We start from the raw sequence: 17,640 nt of genomic DNA, 5'->3' as shown, positions 1-17,640 counted from the left end.
TTAATCCCGAGTCATTAACTTAGAGCACATAACCCAATAGATATGAAGATAGCTGTTTTTAGTACTTACCGATATGATGAAGAATTTTTAAGCCGATTCAATACCGGTCATGAGTTATCTTTTTTTACAGTTGCCTTAACGGAAGAAACCGTTAAGCTAGCCGAAGGTTTCGATGCAATATGCATTTTTGTAAATGATCGTGTTGATTCTGAGATCATAAAGACCCTGCATAAAGGAGGAATAAAACTAATTGTTTTGCGCTGTGCTGGCTTCAATAATGTGGCAATTGAAACAGCAAATGAATTGGGTATTCCTGTTTTAAGAGTCCCTGCCTATTCGCCAGAGGCAGTGGCAGAACATGCGATAGCCCTAATTCTTACCCTGAACCGTAAAACACATAAAGCTTATAACCGGATTCGTGAAGGTAATTTCTCCCTGGAGAAACTCATGGGTTTTAATTTACATAGACACAAGGTAGCCGTAATAGGCACTGGAAACATAGGTAAGGCTTTTTGTAGAATCTTAAAAGGTTTTGGTTGTTTAATAAGCGCATATGATCCTTATCCATCTACAGAACTTCAGGACCTTGGCGTTAAATATGGTACTTTACAGGAAACATTAAATGATGCGGATATTGTAGCGCTTCATTGTCCGCTTACCGAAACAACCAAACATTTGATCAACAAGGAAACCCTTAAACTTTTTAAAGAGGGTGCAATGCTGATCAATACGAGCAGGGGAGGTCTGATCGATACAAAAGCAGTTATCAAAGCTTTAAAGACCGGACAACTTGGGTATTTGGGCCTTGATGTTTATGAGCAGGAAAGCACCTTGTTTTTTCACGACCACTCAGAAAATGTTATTCAGGATGATCTGATTACCCGTCTTATCTCTTTCCCCAATGTACTAATTACTTCTCATCAAGGCTTTTTTACCAAAGAAGCGATGGAAGAAATAGCTCAAATTACATTTAAAAATATAGATGCATTTTCGAAAGGAGAAGAATTGGTAAACCGTGTAAAATAGAGATTTTACAAACGCATGCCCCTTAAAAATTCATCAACCTGCATGCGTTTTTTGCCTTCATACTGTAGATCAGTGAATTTGATAAAACCATCTCTGGCGGCAAACTTTAAATAAGTTTTGCCATCAGATAAAAAACTTCCAGGCGAGATACCAGGTTCTTTTTCTTCAAACTCTGCTTTAAACACCTTAAGGGTTTTATCATTTAGTTTAGTAAAAGCAGTAGGGTAAGGGCTTAATCCACGAATCAGGTTGTATATTTTATCGCCAGACAGGTTCCAATCTATTAAACAATGTTCTTTGAATATCTTTGGCGCATGTTTCAGCTCATCACTTTGTGGTTGAGGCTGCTCTGTATAGTTGCCGGCTTCTATAGCCTTTACGGTCTTCACCAGCAATCCTGCGCCTACATTCATTAACTTATCGTGTAAATCTCCCGCAGTGTCATCATTATTGATCGATACGCCTTCAGAAAATATTACATCACCTGTATCAATTTCATGTTTCAAAAAGAATGTAGTAACGCCACTTTCTTTTTCTCCATTAATGATCGCATGATTTATCGGAGCCGCTCCACGATATTGCGGCAGCAAAGATGCATGAAGGTTAATCGTTCCCTTTGCCGGCATATTCCATACCATTTCAGGCAACATTCTAAAAGCTACTACTACCTGTAAATCGGCATTTAGGCTTTTTAGTTCATCAATAAACAAAGGGTCTTTTAGTTTTAAGGGCTGCAATACCTTTATCCCCTTTGATACTGCATACTGTTTAACAGCACTTTCATGAAGTTTTTGTCCGCGACCAGCGGGCTTATCTGCTGCAGTAACCACACCAACAACATCAAATCCGGCTTCAACTAAAGCATTTAAAGAAGCAACTGCAAAATCGGGCGTACCCATAAAAACTATTTTCATCAACCAGTGTTTTAGGTGGCAAAATAACTAAAAAATTAGCGCATATAAAGCTAATGCCTGCTATTCTTTAGGGGCTTTTTTTACGGAATGAACGGGTTGTTCGCTTTCTTCCCTTTTCTTGGCAGGGTTCTTAAAGTTTGCCTCTTCCTTGTTATAATCCTTATCCTCAGGCTTTTTTACAGCCTTATTTCCAGCAGGAACCTTGTCTTTAGAAACTTCTTCTCTGAAGTTACTACTTGGCTTTTCATTTTTCTTTTTAGGTTCGCTATTCATATCCAAAGTCTTTAATAGCTGCCATTAGCGGCTGCTTATGGATATAACAAGTATTTTTTGCGCATTGTTTTGTAATTACTTAATCCCGGCTCCCAGCTTGCCCTTATTTCTTCTTCAGATTTACCGGCAATAATCTGCGCCCTAAAGCTCGAAACGCCAATAAGCTTTTCAATAGTGCCCATTTGTTTGCTCAATTTAGAGTTAAAGAAATCTGCTTTGTTTGGAGATGCCTTGTATAACTCAATTAACCAGCTCAGTTTTATTTTCTTTTCCTTTCTAAACTCATTTACATCGTATTCCCTAAGATCCAACCCATAACAAAGCTGGTTCATAAACAATGGAGATTCAGACATCCCTTTAATGCTTTTTGGGGTAAACGAAAAGGTGTATTTATCCTTTAAAAAAGGAGAACCCACTATAGTAAATGGAAACATAGTGCCGCGCCCATGGTTTAAATAAGTGCCCTCAAATAAGCAGGTAGTAGGGTATAGTAAAATCGACTGCGCAGTATTTAAGTTTGGTGATGGTTTTATCGGGAGTTCATAAGGAGTATCATGCGTATAGTTGGCAACCTTAATTACTTTGATCTTGCATTTCAATTTATTATCAAGCCAGCCTTCTCCATTTAGCATTTGAGCGTATTCGCCTACAGTTAATCCATGTACAACTGGAATAGGTTTTAAACCAATACCCGATTTGTGCTGCGGCTCCAATATAGGCCCATCAATGTAAAAACCATTAGGATTTGGTCTGTCAAGAATCAATACTTCTTTTTTATTAGCGGCACAGGCTTCCATTACATGTTGCAAAGTATTTATGTAAGTATAAAAACGAACACCAACGTCCTGAATATCGAATATCATCACATCAATATCAGCTAAATCTGCAGCTGTAGGGGCCGAGTGTTTTCCATATAATGAAACCACTTTAATGCCTGTTTTTTTATCAATTTCATCATCAACGCTAGTACCATTGCTGGCATCGCCTCTAAAACCATGCTCGGGTCCAAATATCTTAACCACTTTCACACCAAGCGCAAGTAGGCTATCAACCGTTGTTTCTTTTCCAATAATGGAGGTTGGGTTTACCACCATACCTACTCGTTTTCCTTTTAGATAAGGCACATACAATTCTGTTTGTTCTGCACCAGTACGTAGCTCCTCTGCTTTGGGCTTGTCAAAGTTTTCGGCTTTCACCTTATATGGATTTGGCACCGCAGGGTTAAGTGCTATTTTGGTCGATGATCCACAAGCCTGAAGAGAAAGCGTAAGCAATGCAGTACTTAAGATATGTATAATGGATGATGTCATTTAGTAACTTTTTCTAACTAATAAAAAAACGAGACAAAAAATAAATGAGTTGTTTAGGTAACGTTAACTTTTGAAGAACCCTAACTCTATAAAGTTAAAGGTAATAAAAAATGGTTGATTAGAGACCTCATTGTATATTTCGGTTCAGCTTACATGTTACCAATGGCTGATCATAAATTCAAAGCATGCAAAAAAGGCGCCCGGGACGGATGGCCCGGGCGGTAGTACTATTCAGCAGCAGCCTGCTCGTTGATCGCACCAACAGCGATTTCGGTCAGAGCTACATCAGTTGCTTTTTCATTATCCAGGGTGAACTGCAGCAGTTCAGCCACATCACTGTGTCCCATGTTCTGTGCGAAGACCACCAAGGTGCCATAAGTTGCGATCTCATAATGCTCGACCTTTTGCGCTGCCAGAATCAGTCCTGCGTCGCGGATCAGTGTTCCGGCGTCAGTATCTTCGATGATGCTGTTTGCCTCTTTAAGTAATCCTTCCATCGCATCACATTTTTTTGCCTGTGCTTTTTCGTCAAGCAGAGCAAAAACCTGTTCCAGAGTTGCGATATGAGTGTTGGTTTCCTCAGCATGCTTTTCAAATGCTGCGGCAAGTTCAGGACTCGTGGCTGCTTTTTTCATTTTTGGGAGGGCTTTAACCAGGTGCTTTTCCGCCCAGTAAATGTCTTTCAATTCATCCACGAAGAATTCATGAAATTCAGAATCTTCCATTTTTCCTGTTTTCGGAGTTACCGCTTTTTTAGCTGTTGTTTTTGTAGTTGCCATGATGATGTTTTTTATGGGTTAAATGTATGTTCTTAACACTAAAGAGATAACTTTGTTTAATTTATTTTGTATTTTTATAAACAAAATGTACAGATAATATTGCCCAGGGCTATTATTCAATCATATTAAGCCATTTTTTATTTTTTTTGAAGTCCATGCTTAAAACCTTTTATCCCTGCCACTGTTAATAGCGTTATTTACATAAGCTATGAAAACAATTAAACCTAAATTCAATCAAAATGGAACCATTCAACATAAAGATCAGCCATGGTAGTCGGCAGCTTACTTTAACCATTCTTCCATTGGAGGATGATGTATTTAAAATCATTTATTACAACGGAATTCTGGGTGGAGTTAAAAAGCAGGGAAAACAGTGGGAACTACTTTCTTTAGATGAAGTTGCAGGCGAGGACCTGCCTTTTTATGAACCAAAACATGGAGAAGACCGTATCGAAATAGAGCTCACTGAACAAATTGCAGACCGCATCGGTGTAGAGATTGAGCTTCATTTGGAGGAGTAGCAGTAAACCTGCTTAGTTAAAAATACTTTTTATGAAGTCCTACTTAGCAAATTATTATTCAGGAACCAGTGGCTTATTGCTGCCGGTTCGCAATAAACTTTTCTATCCGGAGGAATTTAAAGATAAAAGTAGATTATGTTTCTACAGTTCGATCATGAACAGTATAGAAGTCAACAGCTCTTTTTACAAAGTTCCGATGGCTTCTACGGTGAAGAAATGGGCTGAGGATGTACCCGAAACATTCAGATTTACTTTTAAACTTTCCAAAGAGATTACTCACAACAAGGAGCTGGCTTTTGATCCGCAGGCGGTAAGTGCTTTTATGGAAGTTATCTCATTTGTGGGGGATAAAAGAGGTTGTGTTTTGGTCCAGTTTCCGCCGAGTGTGCGAATAGGTAATTTAAAGCAGCTGGAGCTCCTAATGAGTGTCCTGCGTAAAAGTGATCCGCATTACACCTGGAACATCGCTCTGGAATTCCGGCACGTTTCCCTTTATAGTGATGTAGTATACAGGCTACTGGAAGATTACCGAATGGCGATGGTGATCCAAGATAAGCCGCCAGCGGTAACACCCATGATGGAAAGCGAGCTTCCTTTCGTATACCTGCGCTTTCATGGACCGGGAGGCAGTTATAGGGGAAGTTATGAGGATGAGCTGCTTTATGAGTATGCAAGCTACATTAATGATTGGATTTCAGAAGGAAAAACCGTGTACAGCTATTTTAACAACACCATGGGAGAAGCGATAAGTAACCTGTTTACGCTTAGTGATCTGGTGGGGACTCTGGCTCTGAATAACAATTGATCGATGTAGTCTGTTTAAGCGACATCACTTCATCCCATCCTTACTACGTGTTTGGTGTATTGCAAACAATATGGGTGTTTAACTGTTTTTCATTAATATTTTAACAAAGAGAGTAAGATATGCTTTGGTAAAGCGTGAAATCTCCGGGGATTGTAACTGGTATTATGGGTTAAGAAACGCGAATTAAGCGAATTAAAAGGATGAGGCTTAAGGCAACTAGCTAATCCTGAAATTTAATAATTATTTGATAGATTTAGAAAAGTGTCCGATTATAATGACTAAGAAAATAAATAAACTGCAGGATCAGAAAAAAGCAGGGCTACTGCCGAAATCACGAACAGGAATTAATGGTTTGGACGAGATAACCGAGGGTGGTCTTCCAGTTGGCAGACCTACCTTGATATGCGGCTCGGCTGGGTGTGGTAAAACGCTTATGTCTATAGAATTTATTGTGCGGGGGGCGTTAATTTACAATGAGCCAGGTGTATTTATGGCATTTGAAGAGAAAGCAGATGAGTTGGCCGTGAACGTTGCTTCCCTGGGCTTTGATTTGAATCAGTTGATTGAAGATAAGCTGATCAGAATAGACCACGTTCATATTGAAAGGAGCGAAATTGAAGAGACGGGTGAATATGATCTCGAGGGCCTTTTCATTAGGCTCGGTTATGCGATAGACAGTATAGGTGCAAAGCGCGTTGTATTAGATACCATTGAAAATCTTTTTGCAGGATTAGACAACCAAACTGTATTAAGGTCTGAAATCCGCAGACTCTTCCAGTGGTTAAAAGAAAAAGGTGTTACTGCAATCATTACTGGTGAGCGAGGTGACAACTCTTTAACCCGGCAGGGCTTAGAGGAATATGTATCTGACTGTGTAATTCTGTTAGAGAACAGGATCAGTAACCAGATTTCAACGCGGTTGCTGAGAATCGTTAAATATCGCGGTTCTGTACATGGTACTAATGAATATCCCTTTTTAATTGACGAAGACGGCATTTCTGTACTGCCCGTCACTTCCTTACAACTGGATTCCGCAGTTTCTACAGAATCGATCTCTTCAGGGATCGCCAGCCTTGATACAATGCTGGGCGGCGCTGGATTTTACAAGGGAAGCAGCATCCTGATTTCCGGCACTGCCGGTACAGGTAAAACCAGTATTGCATCTTCGTTTGCAAACGCCAATTGTTTGGATGGTAAAAAATGCATCTATTTTGCTTTTGAAGAGTCACCTCATCAAATCATTAGAAATATGCGTTCTATTGGCATTGATTTGAATAACCATATAAAATCTGGCCTCCTGGAATTCCATGCTTCCAGGCCAACCTTACATGGGCTAGAGATGCATCTGGTCGCTATCCATAAGAATATTAAACGGTTTAAACCTGATATTGTGGTCCTTGATCCGGTTACCAATCTTATTACTGTAGGATCAGTAAGTGAAGTAAAGTCTATGTTGATCAGGTTGGTGGATTACCTGCAAAACGAGGGTATCACGGTAATGTTTACCGCACTTTCCTTAAATAACACTTTCAATGAGCAGACAGATGAGGGAATATCTTCTTTAGTAGACGCCTGGCTGCTCATCCGGGATATTGAGTCAAATGGCGAGCGCAACCGTGGTTTATATGTGATGAAATCGAGAGGTATGGGACACTCTAACCAGATCAGGGAATTTATCATCGCAGACGAAGGTCTGGAGTTGGTAGATGTTTACCTGGGTCCAGATGGTGTTCTGGTCGGTTCGGCAAGAGAAGCACATATTTTACGTGAGCAAACGGGACAGGCCCTGCACGGTCAGGCGGTTAGTCGTAAAGATCGTGAAATTAGCAGAAAACGTAAGTTGCTGGAAGCGAAGATCGCCGGATTGCAGACCGAATTCGAATCTGTGGAAGAGGAACTAAACAAGGTATATCTTGAAGAAGAATTGAAACATAAAATACAAGAAGATAACCGAAGGGAGATGATTGAAAAACGCAAGAGCATTAAAGCAAAGAAATAATGGGGACGACGGAACAAACCTGGGAATTAAGGCTGTACATCGCCGGTAAGACACCAAAGTCTGTAAGTGCGCTAAGCAATCTTAAGAAGTATTGTGAAGAACATTTACATGGCAAATATAAAATAGAAGTGATCGATTTGCTAGAGAAGCCACAATTGGCCGAAGGCGACCAGATTTTTGCCGTGCCAACCCTGGTAAGAAAAGTTCCGGTGCCGATCCGTAAAATTATCGGGGATCTCAGTAATGAGGAGAAAGTTCTTGTCGGTTTAAATATCATCTCTGTAAAATCGAGTGTGGATGTCAAATAGCTCACAATATCGACTGGTGCTGTTTATTTCTGGCGCGTCGCCGAATTCTGTGCGCGCATTAAATAACCTCAAGCAAATTTGCGAAATACACCTTAAAGGAAATTATAAACTGGAAGTGGTGGATGTATATCAGCAACCGGAGCTAGCAAAGCAAGAGCAGATCATTGCCCTCCCCACTTTAATCAGAAAAAATCCGACCCCCACGCGGCATTTGATAGGCGACATGTCTGATCGGGCCAGAGTTTTGCGCGGACTGGGCATTAATCCCTCAGATATAGCGATCTAAATAGTTATGCAGTACGAAAATACAAAGGAGCAACTGGAAGCCGAATTGGCGGAATTACGGCATCAACTGGAGGAAGCCACTGACACGATAGAGGCCATCAGAACTGGAATGGTAGATGCCCTAGTGGTGCAGGGCACATCCGGCCATCAGATCTATACACTTAAAAGTGCCGACCGTACCTTTAGGGTCTTAATCGAAAAAATGCAGCAGGGAGCGGTTACACTGAACAGTTCGGGTGTCATACTTTACTGCAATAGCTATTTTGCGGACATGTGTGCCATAACCTTGGATGAGATTATCGGAAGGCACTTTGATGAATTTATCGGTGGGTATACCGCTGAAAAATTAAGCATTGTTTTATCCGCTGAAGGGCTGCGTGATTATAAAACCAAAGAAGTCCTAACTACAAATAGTGGTAAAGAAATGCCCGTTCAGCTTTCATTTACCAATCTCGATATGGAAGATGGTACGGCCTTAAGCATCATTTGTACAGATTTGACACAGCAGATAGAGGCTCAAAATAAAGCTGCAGATTTAACGGCCAAGACCGAAATGATTAAGCGAAAAGATGAATTTATCAGCATTGCCAGTCATGAACTCAAAACACCCATGACCAGTTTGAAGGCGTATTTACAATTAATCTCCAGGTACAGTAATGACAGTATCCCCGACCAGTTCACCATGCTAATCACTAAGGCTTCTGGTTCTTTAAATAAACTGGAGATATTAGTGAACGACCTGCTGGATGTGAGTAAGATACAAGCGGGCAAACTAAACTTCAGTAAAACCAAAGTTGAGATAAGCTTCCTTGTGAGAACATGCATTGAAAATGCTGGTTATATGTTTCCTGATTTTAAACTGAGACTCGACGCTGAAGGTGATTTTTTTGTATTGGGCAATCAGGAGCGGTTGGAACAGGTAGTGATGAATATGATCAGCAACGCCGTGAAATATTCTCCTGAAAATCGGAATGCTCTTATTAAGGTCTCCGCGGATGGCGATATGGTCAGAATTGCCGTTACGGATTACGGTATTGGTATGACTGAGCTGCAGCTCGGGAAAATTTTTGATCGTTTTTATCGCGTGGATGAAGCCAGTGTTCTGGCAGGGGGCTTAGGAATGGGCCTTTATATCTCCGAGGAAATTGTAAAGTCTCATGAGGGAGAAATGGGAGTTGTCAGTAACCTCGGCAAAGGGTCAACCTTCTATGTATTGTTACCATCAATAAGTTAAGCAAGGTGTTCGGAATGATCAAGAACATTAACAAAATGCAAACATTTACGGGGGGGGCTTGTTAACCAAAGAACAAAGCCAAAAATTATGAATAGCATTAATCAAAACCAGCCGGAAGAAAATTACGAAAACTTGAATAACAAGGACGCAGTGGAAAAAATCAGAGAACTCATTGCGGAGTCGGACATTTGTTTTTTCTGTACAAAGGCGGAAACAGGGCCTTCTATGGGGGTTCGGCCAATGAGTATACAGCAAGTAGAAGATAACGGAGACCTTTGGTTGGTTAGTGCCAATGATAGTCATACCAATCTGGAAATTAAGATGGCGCCTGAAGTAAAGCTCTACTTTAAAGGCTCCAAATATTCGGACTTCCTGTATTTAACCGGTACAGCAACCATTCATGATGATAAGGCAAAAATCAAGGCGCTCTGGAAGCCGCTCATGAAAACCTGGTTTACAGAAGGAGAAAATGATCCTAGGATATCATTAATTAAAGTAAGTCCTGGTGATGGTTATTATTGGGGTACAAAAAACGGCAACTTGGTTGCAGGCGTTAAAATGCTGATCGGTGCCGCAATAGGTAAGACATTAGACGATTCCATAGAAGGCCAGCTCAAAGTATAAAATCACATTTTTGCTGTAGCGGATTTTGTCTCTATTGGTGTTATGCGCTTTAAAATCAAGGATAATATGCCTGCATATGCGACATAGCCCACAAAAATAAAATAACCGGGTTGCAGCGAGGTGTTGTTTTGCGTTACAGTGGATAAGACCTCTTCATGTATATTCAGGTTCGAGAGCTGACTCTTTAAGATTCCGTTCAAGCCAATATAGGTCATTGCAATACCGACAACCATGACATCGGCCATGTCCCATTTACCCAAGTCAAAAGCCAAGTACCTGACCACGTTATTCTCTGCATATTTATCTTTGCCCCATATCTGGATGCCCTTTCCAATCATTCGCAGTACAGGGAGGATGACAACAAATAACAGAATCAATATGCCAACCAATATTGCGTCCGGCTTTGGCTGATCAATTAGTGCCTTTATGATGCCTAGTATACTCTTGCTCTGAAAAAATAGGACCTGGTTTTGAAAAGCTAATTTCTCCCCAAGAAGCGTAAAATTAAGCGATTGGATGCGGGCGTCAACTTCTATGATCGTAGCGGTGATACCCACCAGCAGGAGGATAAAAGCAAATAAAAGGGAGAGGATATAAAGCGGAGTATGAAGGCTTACCTGTTTTTTCATCAATAGCCAAAGGCAAAGGGCCAATAAGACGCAGCCAACCATCGCGTATGCATAATTGTAAGTTTGTTTACGTATTGTGATCAGCTTTGAATTGATCGTTTTTTCAAAATCTCCTGCATTTGAAACGCGGTATTTACTGTAGATATGACTGCTAACCGTAGCACTGGCTGGCTTGGTATTGTCGTAGGTTTCCTTCTCCAACTGATCTACTTTACTGGTCACGATACTTTTGAGCCTTTTCTTACTTGCTGGTCTGTTGATCCTGTTCACAATGGTACTGGCAAATGAGGGTACCTGTGCATGAAGGTCATCGGTGTCCACTAATGCATTGAAGGCCAATTTTTTGAGCTTACCGCCAATACTCTTTTGGGGTTTATTCACTTCGGCTACTGCCTTATTGACAAGACCGTTTAGCTGTTTTTCAACTTTTTCCTGAAGGTCTTTTTTCTGTTCTGCCGTCATGTCGAAGTCACTGATCTTTCCGTCCACCACTTTGGCAATCTTCTCCCGCCACTGATCTACCGAGAAAATGCCAAAGGTAATGTTGTTGGCCACACTATAATCTTCCTTTATCTCTTCTTGATGCTTAGAAAGTGTAGATACCCGGTAACCAAAATAGGCCTCTCCGCAGAGTAGGACACTTAACCCGGCGATAAGCAGGATTTTAAGCAACATCGTTTTTCTAGTGGGCGTCATAAGGAGTAATATATTTTAGTATGGTCGACAAAATAAGCCCGTATAGCACGAAGCTGATGAATATAATGTAGCCTGGCTGCAGCGCAGTATTGTGGGTGGTCAGCACAGTCAGATCGTCACTCTTTATATTCAGGCTCCTTAGTTGACTGTCCAGTAAGCCGTTCAAGCCTATGTATACCATCAGTATCGCAATGACAATAACATCAGCCATGCTCCACTTGCCCGATTGAAAGGCAAAGTACTTGATGATTTTATTCTCAGCAATTTTCCTTTTGCTTAGCAGATGGATTCCGGTAGCGCTCAGCTTCATTACCGGGAACAAGATGCTGAAGACCAGTATCAAAATACCCACCAATACCGAATCTACAGCCGGTTGCGCAATAAGCACTTTTACCACATCAAGAATGCTTTTGCTTTGAAAAAACAGCACCTGGTTTTCAAAGGTGACATGTTCGCCGAGTAACACAAAGTCCAGTGATTTAATGCGTGCGTCAACTTCGATCATGGATGCAGTTAACCCTACCGCAAGCAATATGAATGCAAACATCAGTGACATGATAAAGAGGGTGGCATGCAACTCTACCCGTTTCCTGAATATCCACCACAAGGATAGTACAACCACAATGCAGCCTAGCATGGCGAATGAATAATTGTAAGTTGCTGTCCTGATGCGTGATAGTGATGAGATCAGTTTATCGTTTAATTCTTCAGTTGAATTTACATTATATCTTTTATAGACCTTATCAGTTGCCGCCTTAGTTGCAGCCACCGTACTGTCTAAATATTCCGCACGTTCCAGGGCATCAAACTTTGACATGGCCGTTTTGCTAAGCTGCTTTTTGTTAGCCGGGTTATAAGCCTTTGCAAGTATTTCTGTGGCGAAGCCTGGAACCTGCTCCCGAATTTTGTCTGTATTAACAAAGGTTTTGATAACGAACTTTTTTATTTTACCATCAATGGTTTTCTTAGGTTTATTTACCAGTGCTTCTGCCTTGTCGATCAGTGCGAGAATGATTTGCTCAACCTCTTTCCGTAGTTCTTTCTTCTGTTTTGGAGTCAGGGTAAAATCACGGATCTGGTGATTCACAATGCCAGCTACTTTGTCCCGCCATTGCTCTACGGAAAAAACCCCTAGGGTAATGTTATTCACATCGGAATAATCCTGTTTGATCTCTTCCTGCTGGCCTGAGAGTTTGTGCAGCTGATAGCCAAAATATCCTTCCCCGCATAAAAATATAGCAAGGCCTAGTATGAGCAGCAACCTTGGAACAATTGATCCCTTCTTCAAAATCGTTTTTTCAAGGTCCATCATTTTTTTCTTTTGGTGAACCTTTTAAGCTGCCCCATATGTTCGGTTGGCACATTGTCTCCAAGCAGTTTCCCCCAGGGTTTAAGTCCGTTTATCCTGTCGAATATTATTTTTAGTACCGCGATAACAGGGATCGATAAAAACATACCCGGAACTCCCCATAGGGCTGCCCCTAGCAACACGATCACAATTGATATCAGCGCATTGATCTGAACCTTGGAGGACACGATTCTTGGGACAAGTATGTTATTGTCCAAAAATTGGATAAACGCATATGCGGCAATAATCAGCAGTTGTGTGGTAAAACCATCAGTGGTCAAGGTTGCCATTAATACAGGTAAGGCAATAGCGATGATGCCACCGATATAGGGCAACAGGTTCAGGATAGCCCCGATCACCCCTATAAGAATTGCATTCTGTACACCCAGTATTAACAATGCAGCTGAATTGAGTACGGCAACGATGGAAGTTTCGATGAGCAGCCCTACAATATAGCTCTGGATAGCACCTTTTGTCTCGCTAAGGATTTCAGCCACTTTAGTTTGATTCTCTTCAGAAAAAACTTCATAAAGGAAATTAAGGATAAGTGTTTTATAGAGCATAAGCAGGAAAACATATACCGGGATCAAAAAGATCACGCTTAAAATGCCCATTACGCCTGTAAGCGTTTGGCCGATCATGCCTTTGCTGCTGTTAGCCGCTTCGGTGATCATTTTGGTCTGCTTGCTTGCCGAAAATCCGAAGGATTTTTGGACCCATATCTGAAGATCGTGAAGTAACGTGCTTAATTTGTGCTTGATGGCATCCAGATCATCAAAAAAATGAGTAACCTGGGAGGAAAGAAGATACAGCACGCCAGCCAGCACAATGATTGCAATTAACATGGAGATGATAATGGCGATAATTTTGGGTACTTTTCTTTCCAGCCTGTTAGACAATGGGTTTAGAAGAATGGCAATCAGTCCGGCAAATGCAAGTGGGACAAGAATGTCTCTTAATACTGATAAAATAAAAACTGCGATCACTATGCCTAATAGTATAATCGGGACTTTGATATAAAAGGGGTAGTCTTTTTGCATAGCTGTTGAGTGCTTCCTTCACCTAACAATATTTAACCCAAGTAGTTTTATCAATACTCAATTATTTGTTGCGGATTAGCCATTAAATCATTCCATTAGGTCCCGTGGCTAAAAATGACTATTTCTAACTATTGCAATTGACGATGCGGAGTTCTAACTTCAATATTCTTACTATGGGCAATTGCTGTATTTGGCATTGATTTGCACCAACACTGATATAATACTGATTAATAAAAAAATGCATACAAATTATTTATAGCACTCTGGCTGATACCATTGGCCGCTTTTCAAAATTTGCCTTGTTTTAGCGTTTAACCAAACCGGGAGTTTAATTGATATGGACATTGTTACTGACCTTACAGCAGAAGCTGTTTGTTATATTATCCTCTATCAGGACATTTTAAAAGGCAAAGCCTCCGATCATTTAGATCAAAAGCTGCTGACCAAGAAAAGCTGGTTGAACCTTACTGTTGAAGACATCGAAGTTGAGGAGCTTACACCCAATCAACAGGAGCAGATTAAAGATTTAATCTGGCATAGTCCCGCCATGGAGGACCCGGCAAATCTTTCATATCGTTATTTTACAAGTACTCTAGGTCTTTTACAATGGCTGTCAACTAAAATACCCGGTGAAGATCATCCTGAAAAAAGATTGTTTTCCTGGCTTCCCTTTGTTGGTAAAAAGGAGGAAAATGAAGTGCTGATTCTTTTTCAGCCACCTTTTTTCTGGAGGCAGCAGATCAGGGCCTTGTTATACAATGAACCAAAAGAGCGGATTGCTCTGGTGGAAAAACTTCGTTACATGCCGCTTCAGGTCGTTTCAGTATTGGCAGGAACGGTAACAAGCCCATACCGGATACGACTTTATCAGTTGTATGAATTCTCTGATGAAAGTCCCGAACACCCGATCATTAAAGAACATGGACCAGGTATATTGAGTACCTCTGACAGAAAAGCCTATCTGGGGTGGTGGAAGGGAAAAACGGAGCTGGCCAAAGAATACCTGATTAATGACCGGAAGCTTTTGACAATGCTTAAGGAAGAAAGGGCTTTGCCCTTTGAAACACTTTTCCGCGATGAGTTGGTTGAAATCACAAAAGCCAGAAGAGCAAGAAAAGCAGAATACGATATCGCAAGCAAAAACCCTGCGGAGGATAAAAGAGAAAACACAGACAGCGATGCGTTGGATGATGGGGTCTTTGATCCGATGTGTAAAGCAGGTGAGATGGGCCTGATGGGAATTGCACTTTCCGGTGGTGGAATCCGCTCGGCTACTTTCAATTTGGGCATCTTGCAGCGGCTGGCCAATCTGAATGTCTTGAAAGAATTTGATTATATGTCTACCGTCTCTGGCGGAGGGTATATCGGTGCCTGGTTAAACTCCTGGATCAAGCGATCCGGCTCATTAAGCAAAGTTACTGATCGCCTATGTCCTGATAGATCCGGAGATCCATTGGCCGATGAAGTCCGTCCGGTCCGCTGGCTGCGAATGTTCAGCAACTACCTGTCTCCTAATGTGGGGATTATGTCACCCGATGCTTGGGGATCGGGGATGACCTGGCTTAGAAACACAGTCATCAACCAGGTTGTACTGCTGCTGATCCTGCTGACTGTCTTGTCAGCAATCTCTGATCTGTATGATACCTGGAATCTGCTGAAAGGCAAGGTTACTATGCTTAGTCCAAGAAACATTCTGATTTCCACTTTTGTCATGCTCGCTATTGGGTCGGTACTGGCCGCAATTGCGATGCGTTCTTTTTACCAGAGAGATAAGCAGGCACATAAAGGGGTGCTCAGAAGCATCTGGGAGAAACTGTCGCTTAGCTTCTCCTCACTAACCGAAATAAAAAGAATCATTCCAAATATTTTAGTTGCCTGGGCGAGCATTTGTGCTCTGGCAATCAGCATCTATTTTAATGCGATATACCCATACACTGATGATACCGGGCAGCGAAAATGGTTGATGCTGGCACTTTCTTTAGGCGCTTTTCTGGCCTTTTTATGGCTTGCGATTTGGGGTAATTATCATAAACGGGAAGACCTGATCGAGCTGGGTAAAGCCAATGTTAAAGGAAGAACAGAAAATGTGCCCCGGATTTCCAGTCCAACGGTCATTGCCATACTGCTTTCATCGGCAGTGGCCTCTGCATTGTTCGCCTTACTGATAATATTATTCTGGGAATTCGTCGCTTACTTTTACCGTGTTGCGCCTTCATTCACCAAAATTGCACCTCAAAAAATAATGTTGGTATTGGGCGCCCCAATAGTAATGGAAATCTTCTCTGTCGCAGTGATCACCAGGATGGCGCTGATGGGAAATCTGTTTCCAGATTACAGGCGTGAATGGTGGGGCAGGTTAGGAGGTTACATCCACCGTTTCATGCTGCTCTGGATAATTGTAACCTTTGCCTGTTTGATCATGCCTGACCTATGGCCTGAAAAACCCAGTGCAATGATTCCCGTGGCTTGGGGAGGATGGGCCGGCATTATTGGCTGGGGGGTGAAAAAGGCATTTGAATCCAGGGATGAAGAATCCGGTAAGTCTGCGAACATTATCAGTGTACTGATCAAGGTTGTACCCTTTCTGTTTATGATTGGTATTTTGCTGATCGGCTCCTGGATTAACGAGGGGATCAGACATGAGACCAGTGCATATTCAAATGATTTCTACGGGCAAAACCTTTATATTACTGTTATTCTGGCAGCATTGACCTTGGTTTTAAGCTGGCGTGTGGGTGTCAATGAATTCTCTCTGCATCACTTTTACCGCAACCGGCTGATCAGGGCTTTCCTTGGTGCAACCCGTACAAGGGAAGATCGGGTTAAAACGGCCAATCCATTTACCGGGTTTGATACCAACGATGACATCATATTGTCTTCTATGAAAGTAGAAAACGGCTATTTCGGTCCTTTTCCGATCATCAATGCCGCGCTAAACTCAACAGTGGTATCAGCGCTGGACCGTCAGGACCGGATGGCTGAGTCTTTTATCTTTTCTCCATTATATTGCGGCTATGACTTTAGTCCAACCCGCTCATCGACCTATAACATTGACAATGTGTACGAATATGGTTACCGGCCGACTGAAAAGTTTTCCAATAAAAACGGAGGACCCACCCTGGGAACAGCCATGGCTATATCAGGTGCTGCGGTAAGCCCAAACTGGGGATATCATTCCTCTGCAACCATGGCATTTTTAATGACCCTGTTCAATGTACGGCTGGGCTGGTGGATAGGCAATCCAAGGCGTGATCGCTGGAAAATGCAGGATCCGAAACTCGGGTTACTGTACTTGTTGAGAGACTTGGTCGGGAAGTCCGATATAGATATGAAATACGTATGCCTATCAGATGGGGGCCATTTTGACAACATGGGGCTTTATGAACTGGTACGCAGGCGATGTAGTTATATCCTGATAGGAGATGGAGAACAGGATCAGGAAGGAACCTGTGAAGGATTTGCAAATGCAATCAGGCGTTGTCGTATTGATTTTGGTGTTGAGATCAATATTGACCTGAAAAACATTACCAGCAAGTTAAAAGACAGGGATTCGGCACACATTGCAAGAGGCTATATCACCTATCCCGGATATGCGCAGAAGAAAGGAACATTGATTTACATCAAAGCATCACTGACAGGCGATGAACCGGTGGATATCCGCGAATATGCCTTAGCAAATACGGATTTCCCCCACCAATCAACAGGCGACCAGTTTTTTGACGAGGCTCAGTTTGAAAGTTACCGAAAACTGGGCTATCATTCCATAGACGATCTGAAGGAACTATACCTTCCCAATGGATAATCAATAACAAGTCAACCTTCATGTCTTTTATTCATTAAAGAATAAAC

Annotated in this window: 16 protein-coding genes; 9 read left to right on the top strand and 7 right to left on the bottom strand. The window is 41.7% G+C overall.

The genetic code is table 11. The features are described from left to right. Window positions 1-42: 42 nt before the first annotated feature. A complete protein-coding gene (locus tag AC1DDK_RS13630; RefSeq protein WP_172659443.1) occupies window positions 43-1,026 on the top strand; it encodes a 2-hydroxyacid dehydrogenase in 984 nt (327 codons plus the stop codon). Window positions 1,027-1,031: 5 nt separating this feature from the next. On the opposite strand, the gene fmt is transcribed toward AC1DDK_RS13630, so the two are convergent. The 4 genes from fmt to AC1DDK_RS13610 all read right to left on the bottom strand — a co-directional run bounded on the left by fmt (window position 1,032) and on the right by AC1DDK_RS13610 (window position 4,302). Next, window positions 1,032-1,940, bottom strand: a complete 909-nt coding sequence (gene fmt, locus AC1DDK_RS13625; RefSeq protein ID WP_337716366.1) for a methionyl-tRNA formyltransferase — start codon at window positions 1,938-1,940, stop codon at window positions 1,032-1,034. 60 nt (window positions 1,941-2,000) lie between these two features. Continuing rightward, complete coding sequence (locus AC1DDK_RS13620) at window positions 2,001-2,213, bottom strand: hypothetical protein (RefSeq protein ID WP_172659445.1); 213 nt, start codon at window positions 2,211-2,213, stop codon at window positions 2,001-2,003. 35 nt (window positions 2,214-2,248) lie between these two features. Continuing rightward, entirely contained in the window at window positions 2,249-3,523 is a 1,275-nt protein-coding gene (locus AC1DDK_RS13615) for an exo-beta-N-acetylmuramidase NamZ family protein (protein ID WP_288881207.1), read from the bottom strand. 227 nt (window positions 3,524-3,750) lie between these two features. After that, window positions 3,751-4,302 carry a YciE/YciF ferroxidase family protein gene (locus tag AC1DDK_RS13610; protein ID WP_288881205.1) on the bottom strand — a complete coding sequence of 184 codons (552 nt, stop codon included), beginning with the start codon at window positions 4,300-4,302 and terminating at the stop codon, window positions 3,751-3,753. 239 nt (window positions 4,303-4,541) lie between these two features. Here AC1DDK_RS13610 and AC1DDK_RS13605 point away from each other — a divergent pair, with 239 nt between their 5' ends. From AC1DDK_RS13605 to AC1DDK_RS13575, 7 genes are all read left to right on the top strand, one after another. Further along, window positions 4,542-4,823 carry a hypothetical protein gene (locus AC1DDK_RS13605; RefSeq protein WP_172659448.1) on the top strand — a complete coding sequence of 94 codons (282 nt, stop codon included), beginning with the start codon at window positions 4,542-4,544 and terminating at the stop codon, window positions 4,821-4,823. Window positions 4,824-4,854: 31 nt separating this feature from the next. Beyond that, window positions 4,855-5,628 (top strand): DUF72 domain-containing protein, encoded by a 774-nt coding sequence (locus AC1DDK_RS13600; protein ID WP_288881201.1) that lies wholly within the window; start codon window positions 4,855-4,857, stop codon window positions 5,626-5,628. 274 nt (window positions 5,629-5,902) lie between these two features. Then, on the top strand, window positions 5,903-7,627 hold the full coding sequence (gene kaiC / locus AC1DDK_RS13595; RefSeq protein ID WP_288881198.1) for a circadian clock protein KaiC: 1,725 nt from the start codon (window positions 5,903-5,905) through the stop codon (window positions 7,625-7,627). Then, window positions 7,627-7,935 (top strand): circadian clock KaiB family protein, encoded by a 309-nt coding sequence (locus AC1DDK_RS13590; protein WP_172659451.1) that lies wholly within the window; start codon window positions 7,627-7,629, stop codon window positions 7,933-7,935. Before kaiC ends, AC1DDK_RS13590 begins: the two co-directional genes overlap by 1 nt. Next, window positions 7,925-8,221 (top strand): circadian clock KaiB family protein, encoded by a 297-nt coding sequence (locus AC1DDK_RS13585; protein WP_288881196.1) that lies wholly within the window; start codon window positions 7,925-7,927, stop codon window positions 8,219-8,221. Before AC1DDK_RS13590 ends, AC1DDK_RS13585 begins: the two co-directional genes overlap by 11 nt. A gap of 6 nt (window positions 8,222-8,227) precedes the next feature. Next, complete coding sequence (locus AC1DDK_RS13580) at window positions 8,228-9,454, top strand: PAS domain-containing sensor histidine kinase (RefSeq protein ID WP_172659453.1); 1,227 nt, start codon at window positions 8,228-8,230, stop codon at window positions 9,452-9,454. A gap of 87 nt (window positions 9,455-9,541) precedes the next feature. Continuing rightward, window positions 9,542-10,078, top strand: a complete 537-nt coding sequence (locus AC1DDK_RS13575) for a pyridoxamine 5'-phosphate oxidase family protein (RefSeq protein ID WP_288881191.1) — start codon at window positions 9,542-9,544, stop codon at window positions 10,076-10,078. 2 nt (window positions 10,079-10,080) lie between these two features. Here the strand turns inward: AC1DDK_RS13575 and AC1DDK_RS13570 are convergent, their stop codons facing one another. The 3 genes from AC1DDK_RS13570 to AC1DDK_RS13560 are packed head-to-tail and all read right to left on the bottom strand — an operon-like array spanning window position 10,081 to window position 13,791. Further along, window positions 10,081-11,403: a paraquat-inducible protein A gene (locus AC1DDK_RS13570; protein WP_337716368.1), complete on the bottom strand. Its 1,323-nt coding sequence runs from the start codon at window positions 11,401-11,403 to the stop codon at window positions 10,081-10,083. After that, a complete protein-coding gene (locus tag AC1DDK_RS13565) occupies window positions 11,390-12,715 on the bottom strand; it encodes a paraquat-inducible protein A (RefSeq protein ID WP_288881186.1) in 1,326 nt (441 codons plus the stop codon). The genes AC1DDK_RS13570 and AC1DDK_RS13565 overlap by 14 nt, the downstream gene beginning before the upstream one ends. Continuing rightward, on the bottom strand, window positions 12,712-13,791 hold the full coding sequence (locus tag AC1DDK_RS13560) for an AI-2E family transporter (RefSeq protein ID WP_288881183.1): 1,080 nt from the start codon (window positions 13,789-13,791) through the stop codon (window positions 12,712-12,714). The genes AC1DDK_RS13565 and AC1DDK_RS13560 overlap by 4 nt, the downstream gene beginning before the upstream one ends. A 337-nt stretch (window positions 13,792-14,128) precedes the next feature. Here AC1DDK_RS13560 and AC1DDK_RS13555 point away from each other — a divergent pair, with 337 nt between their 5' ends. Further along, window positions 14,129-17,593 (top strand): patatin-like phospholipase family protein, encoded by a 3,465-nt coding sequence (locus AC1DDK_RS13555; protein ID WP_337716369.1) that lies wholly within the window; start codon window positions 14,129-14,131, stop codon window positions 17,591-17,593. The last annotated feature ends 47 nt before the right edge of the window (window positions 17,594-17,640 follow it).

The organism is Pedobacter sp. 05T44 (genome assembly GCF_056395985.1).
Note: the sequence above shows the minus strand (reverse complement) of the source record. Positions and strands in the feature narration are given on the sequence as shown.

Coding starts and splice junctions, on each gene's coding strand:
- AC1DDK_RS13630 (WP_172659443.1), top strand. CDS start 43: ATGAAGATAGCTGTTTTTAGTACTTACCGATATGATGAAGAATTTTTA.
- fmt (WP_337716366.1), bottom strand. CDS start 1,940: ATGAAAATAGTTTTTATGGGTACGCCCGATTTTGCAGTTGCTTCTTTA.
- AC1DDK_RS13620 (WP_172659445.1), bottom strand. CDS start 2,213: ATGAATAGCGAACCTAAAAAGAAAAATGAAAAGCCAAGTAGTAACTTC.
- AC1DDK_RS13615 (WP_288881207.1), bottom strand. CDS start 3,523: ATGACATCATCCATTATACATATCTTAAGTACTGCATTGCTTACGCTT.
- AC1DDK_RS13610 (WP_288881205.1), bottom strand. CDS start 4,302: ATGGCAACTACAAAAACAACAGCTAAAAAAGCGGTAACTCCGAAAACA.
- AC1DDK_RS13605 (WP_172659448.1), top strand. CDS start 4,542: ATGGAACCATTCAACATAAAGATCAGCCATGGTAGTCGGCAGCTTACT.
- AC1DDK_RS13600 (WP_288881201.1), top strand. CDS start 4,855: ATGAAGTCCTACTTAGCAAATTATTATTCAGGAACCAGTGGCTTATTG.
- kaiC (WP_288881198.1), top strand. CDS start 5,903: ATGACTAAGAAAATAAATAAACTGCAGGATCAGAAAAAAGCAGGGCTA.
- AC1DDK_RS13590 (WP_172659451.1), top strand. CDS start 7,627: ATGGGGACGACGGAACAAACCTGGGAATTAAGGCTGTACATCGCCGGT.
- AC1DDK_RS13585 (WP_288881196.1), top strand. CDS start 7,925: ATGTCAAATAGCTCACAATATCGACTGGTGCTGTTTATTTCTGGCGCG.
- AC1DDK_RS13580 (WP_172659453.1), top strand. CDS start 8,228: ATGCAGTACGAAAATACAAAGGAGCAACTGGAAGCCGAATTGGCGGAA.
- AC1DDK_RS13575 (WP_288881191.1), top strand. CDS start 9,542: ATGAATAGCATTAATCAAAACCAGCCGGAAGAAAATTACGAAAACTTG.
- AC1DDK_RS13570 (WP_337716368.1), bottom strand. CDS start 11,403: ATGACGCCCACTAGAAAAACGATGTTGCTTAAAATCCTGCTTATCGCC.
- AC1DDK_RS13565 (WP_288881186.1), bottom strand. CDS start 12,715: ATGATGGACCTTGAAAAAACGATTTTGAAGAAGGGATCAATTGTTCCA.
- AC1DDK_RS13560 (WP_288881183.1), bottom strand. CDS start 13,791: ATGCAAAAAGACTACCCCTTTTATATCAAAGTCCCGATTATACTATTA.
- AC1DDK_RS13555 (WP_337716369.1), top strand. CDS start 14,129: ATGGACATTGTTACTGACCTTACAGCAGAAGCTGTTTGTTATATTATC.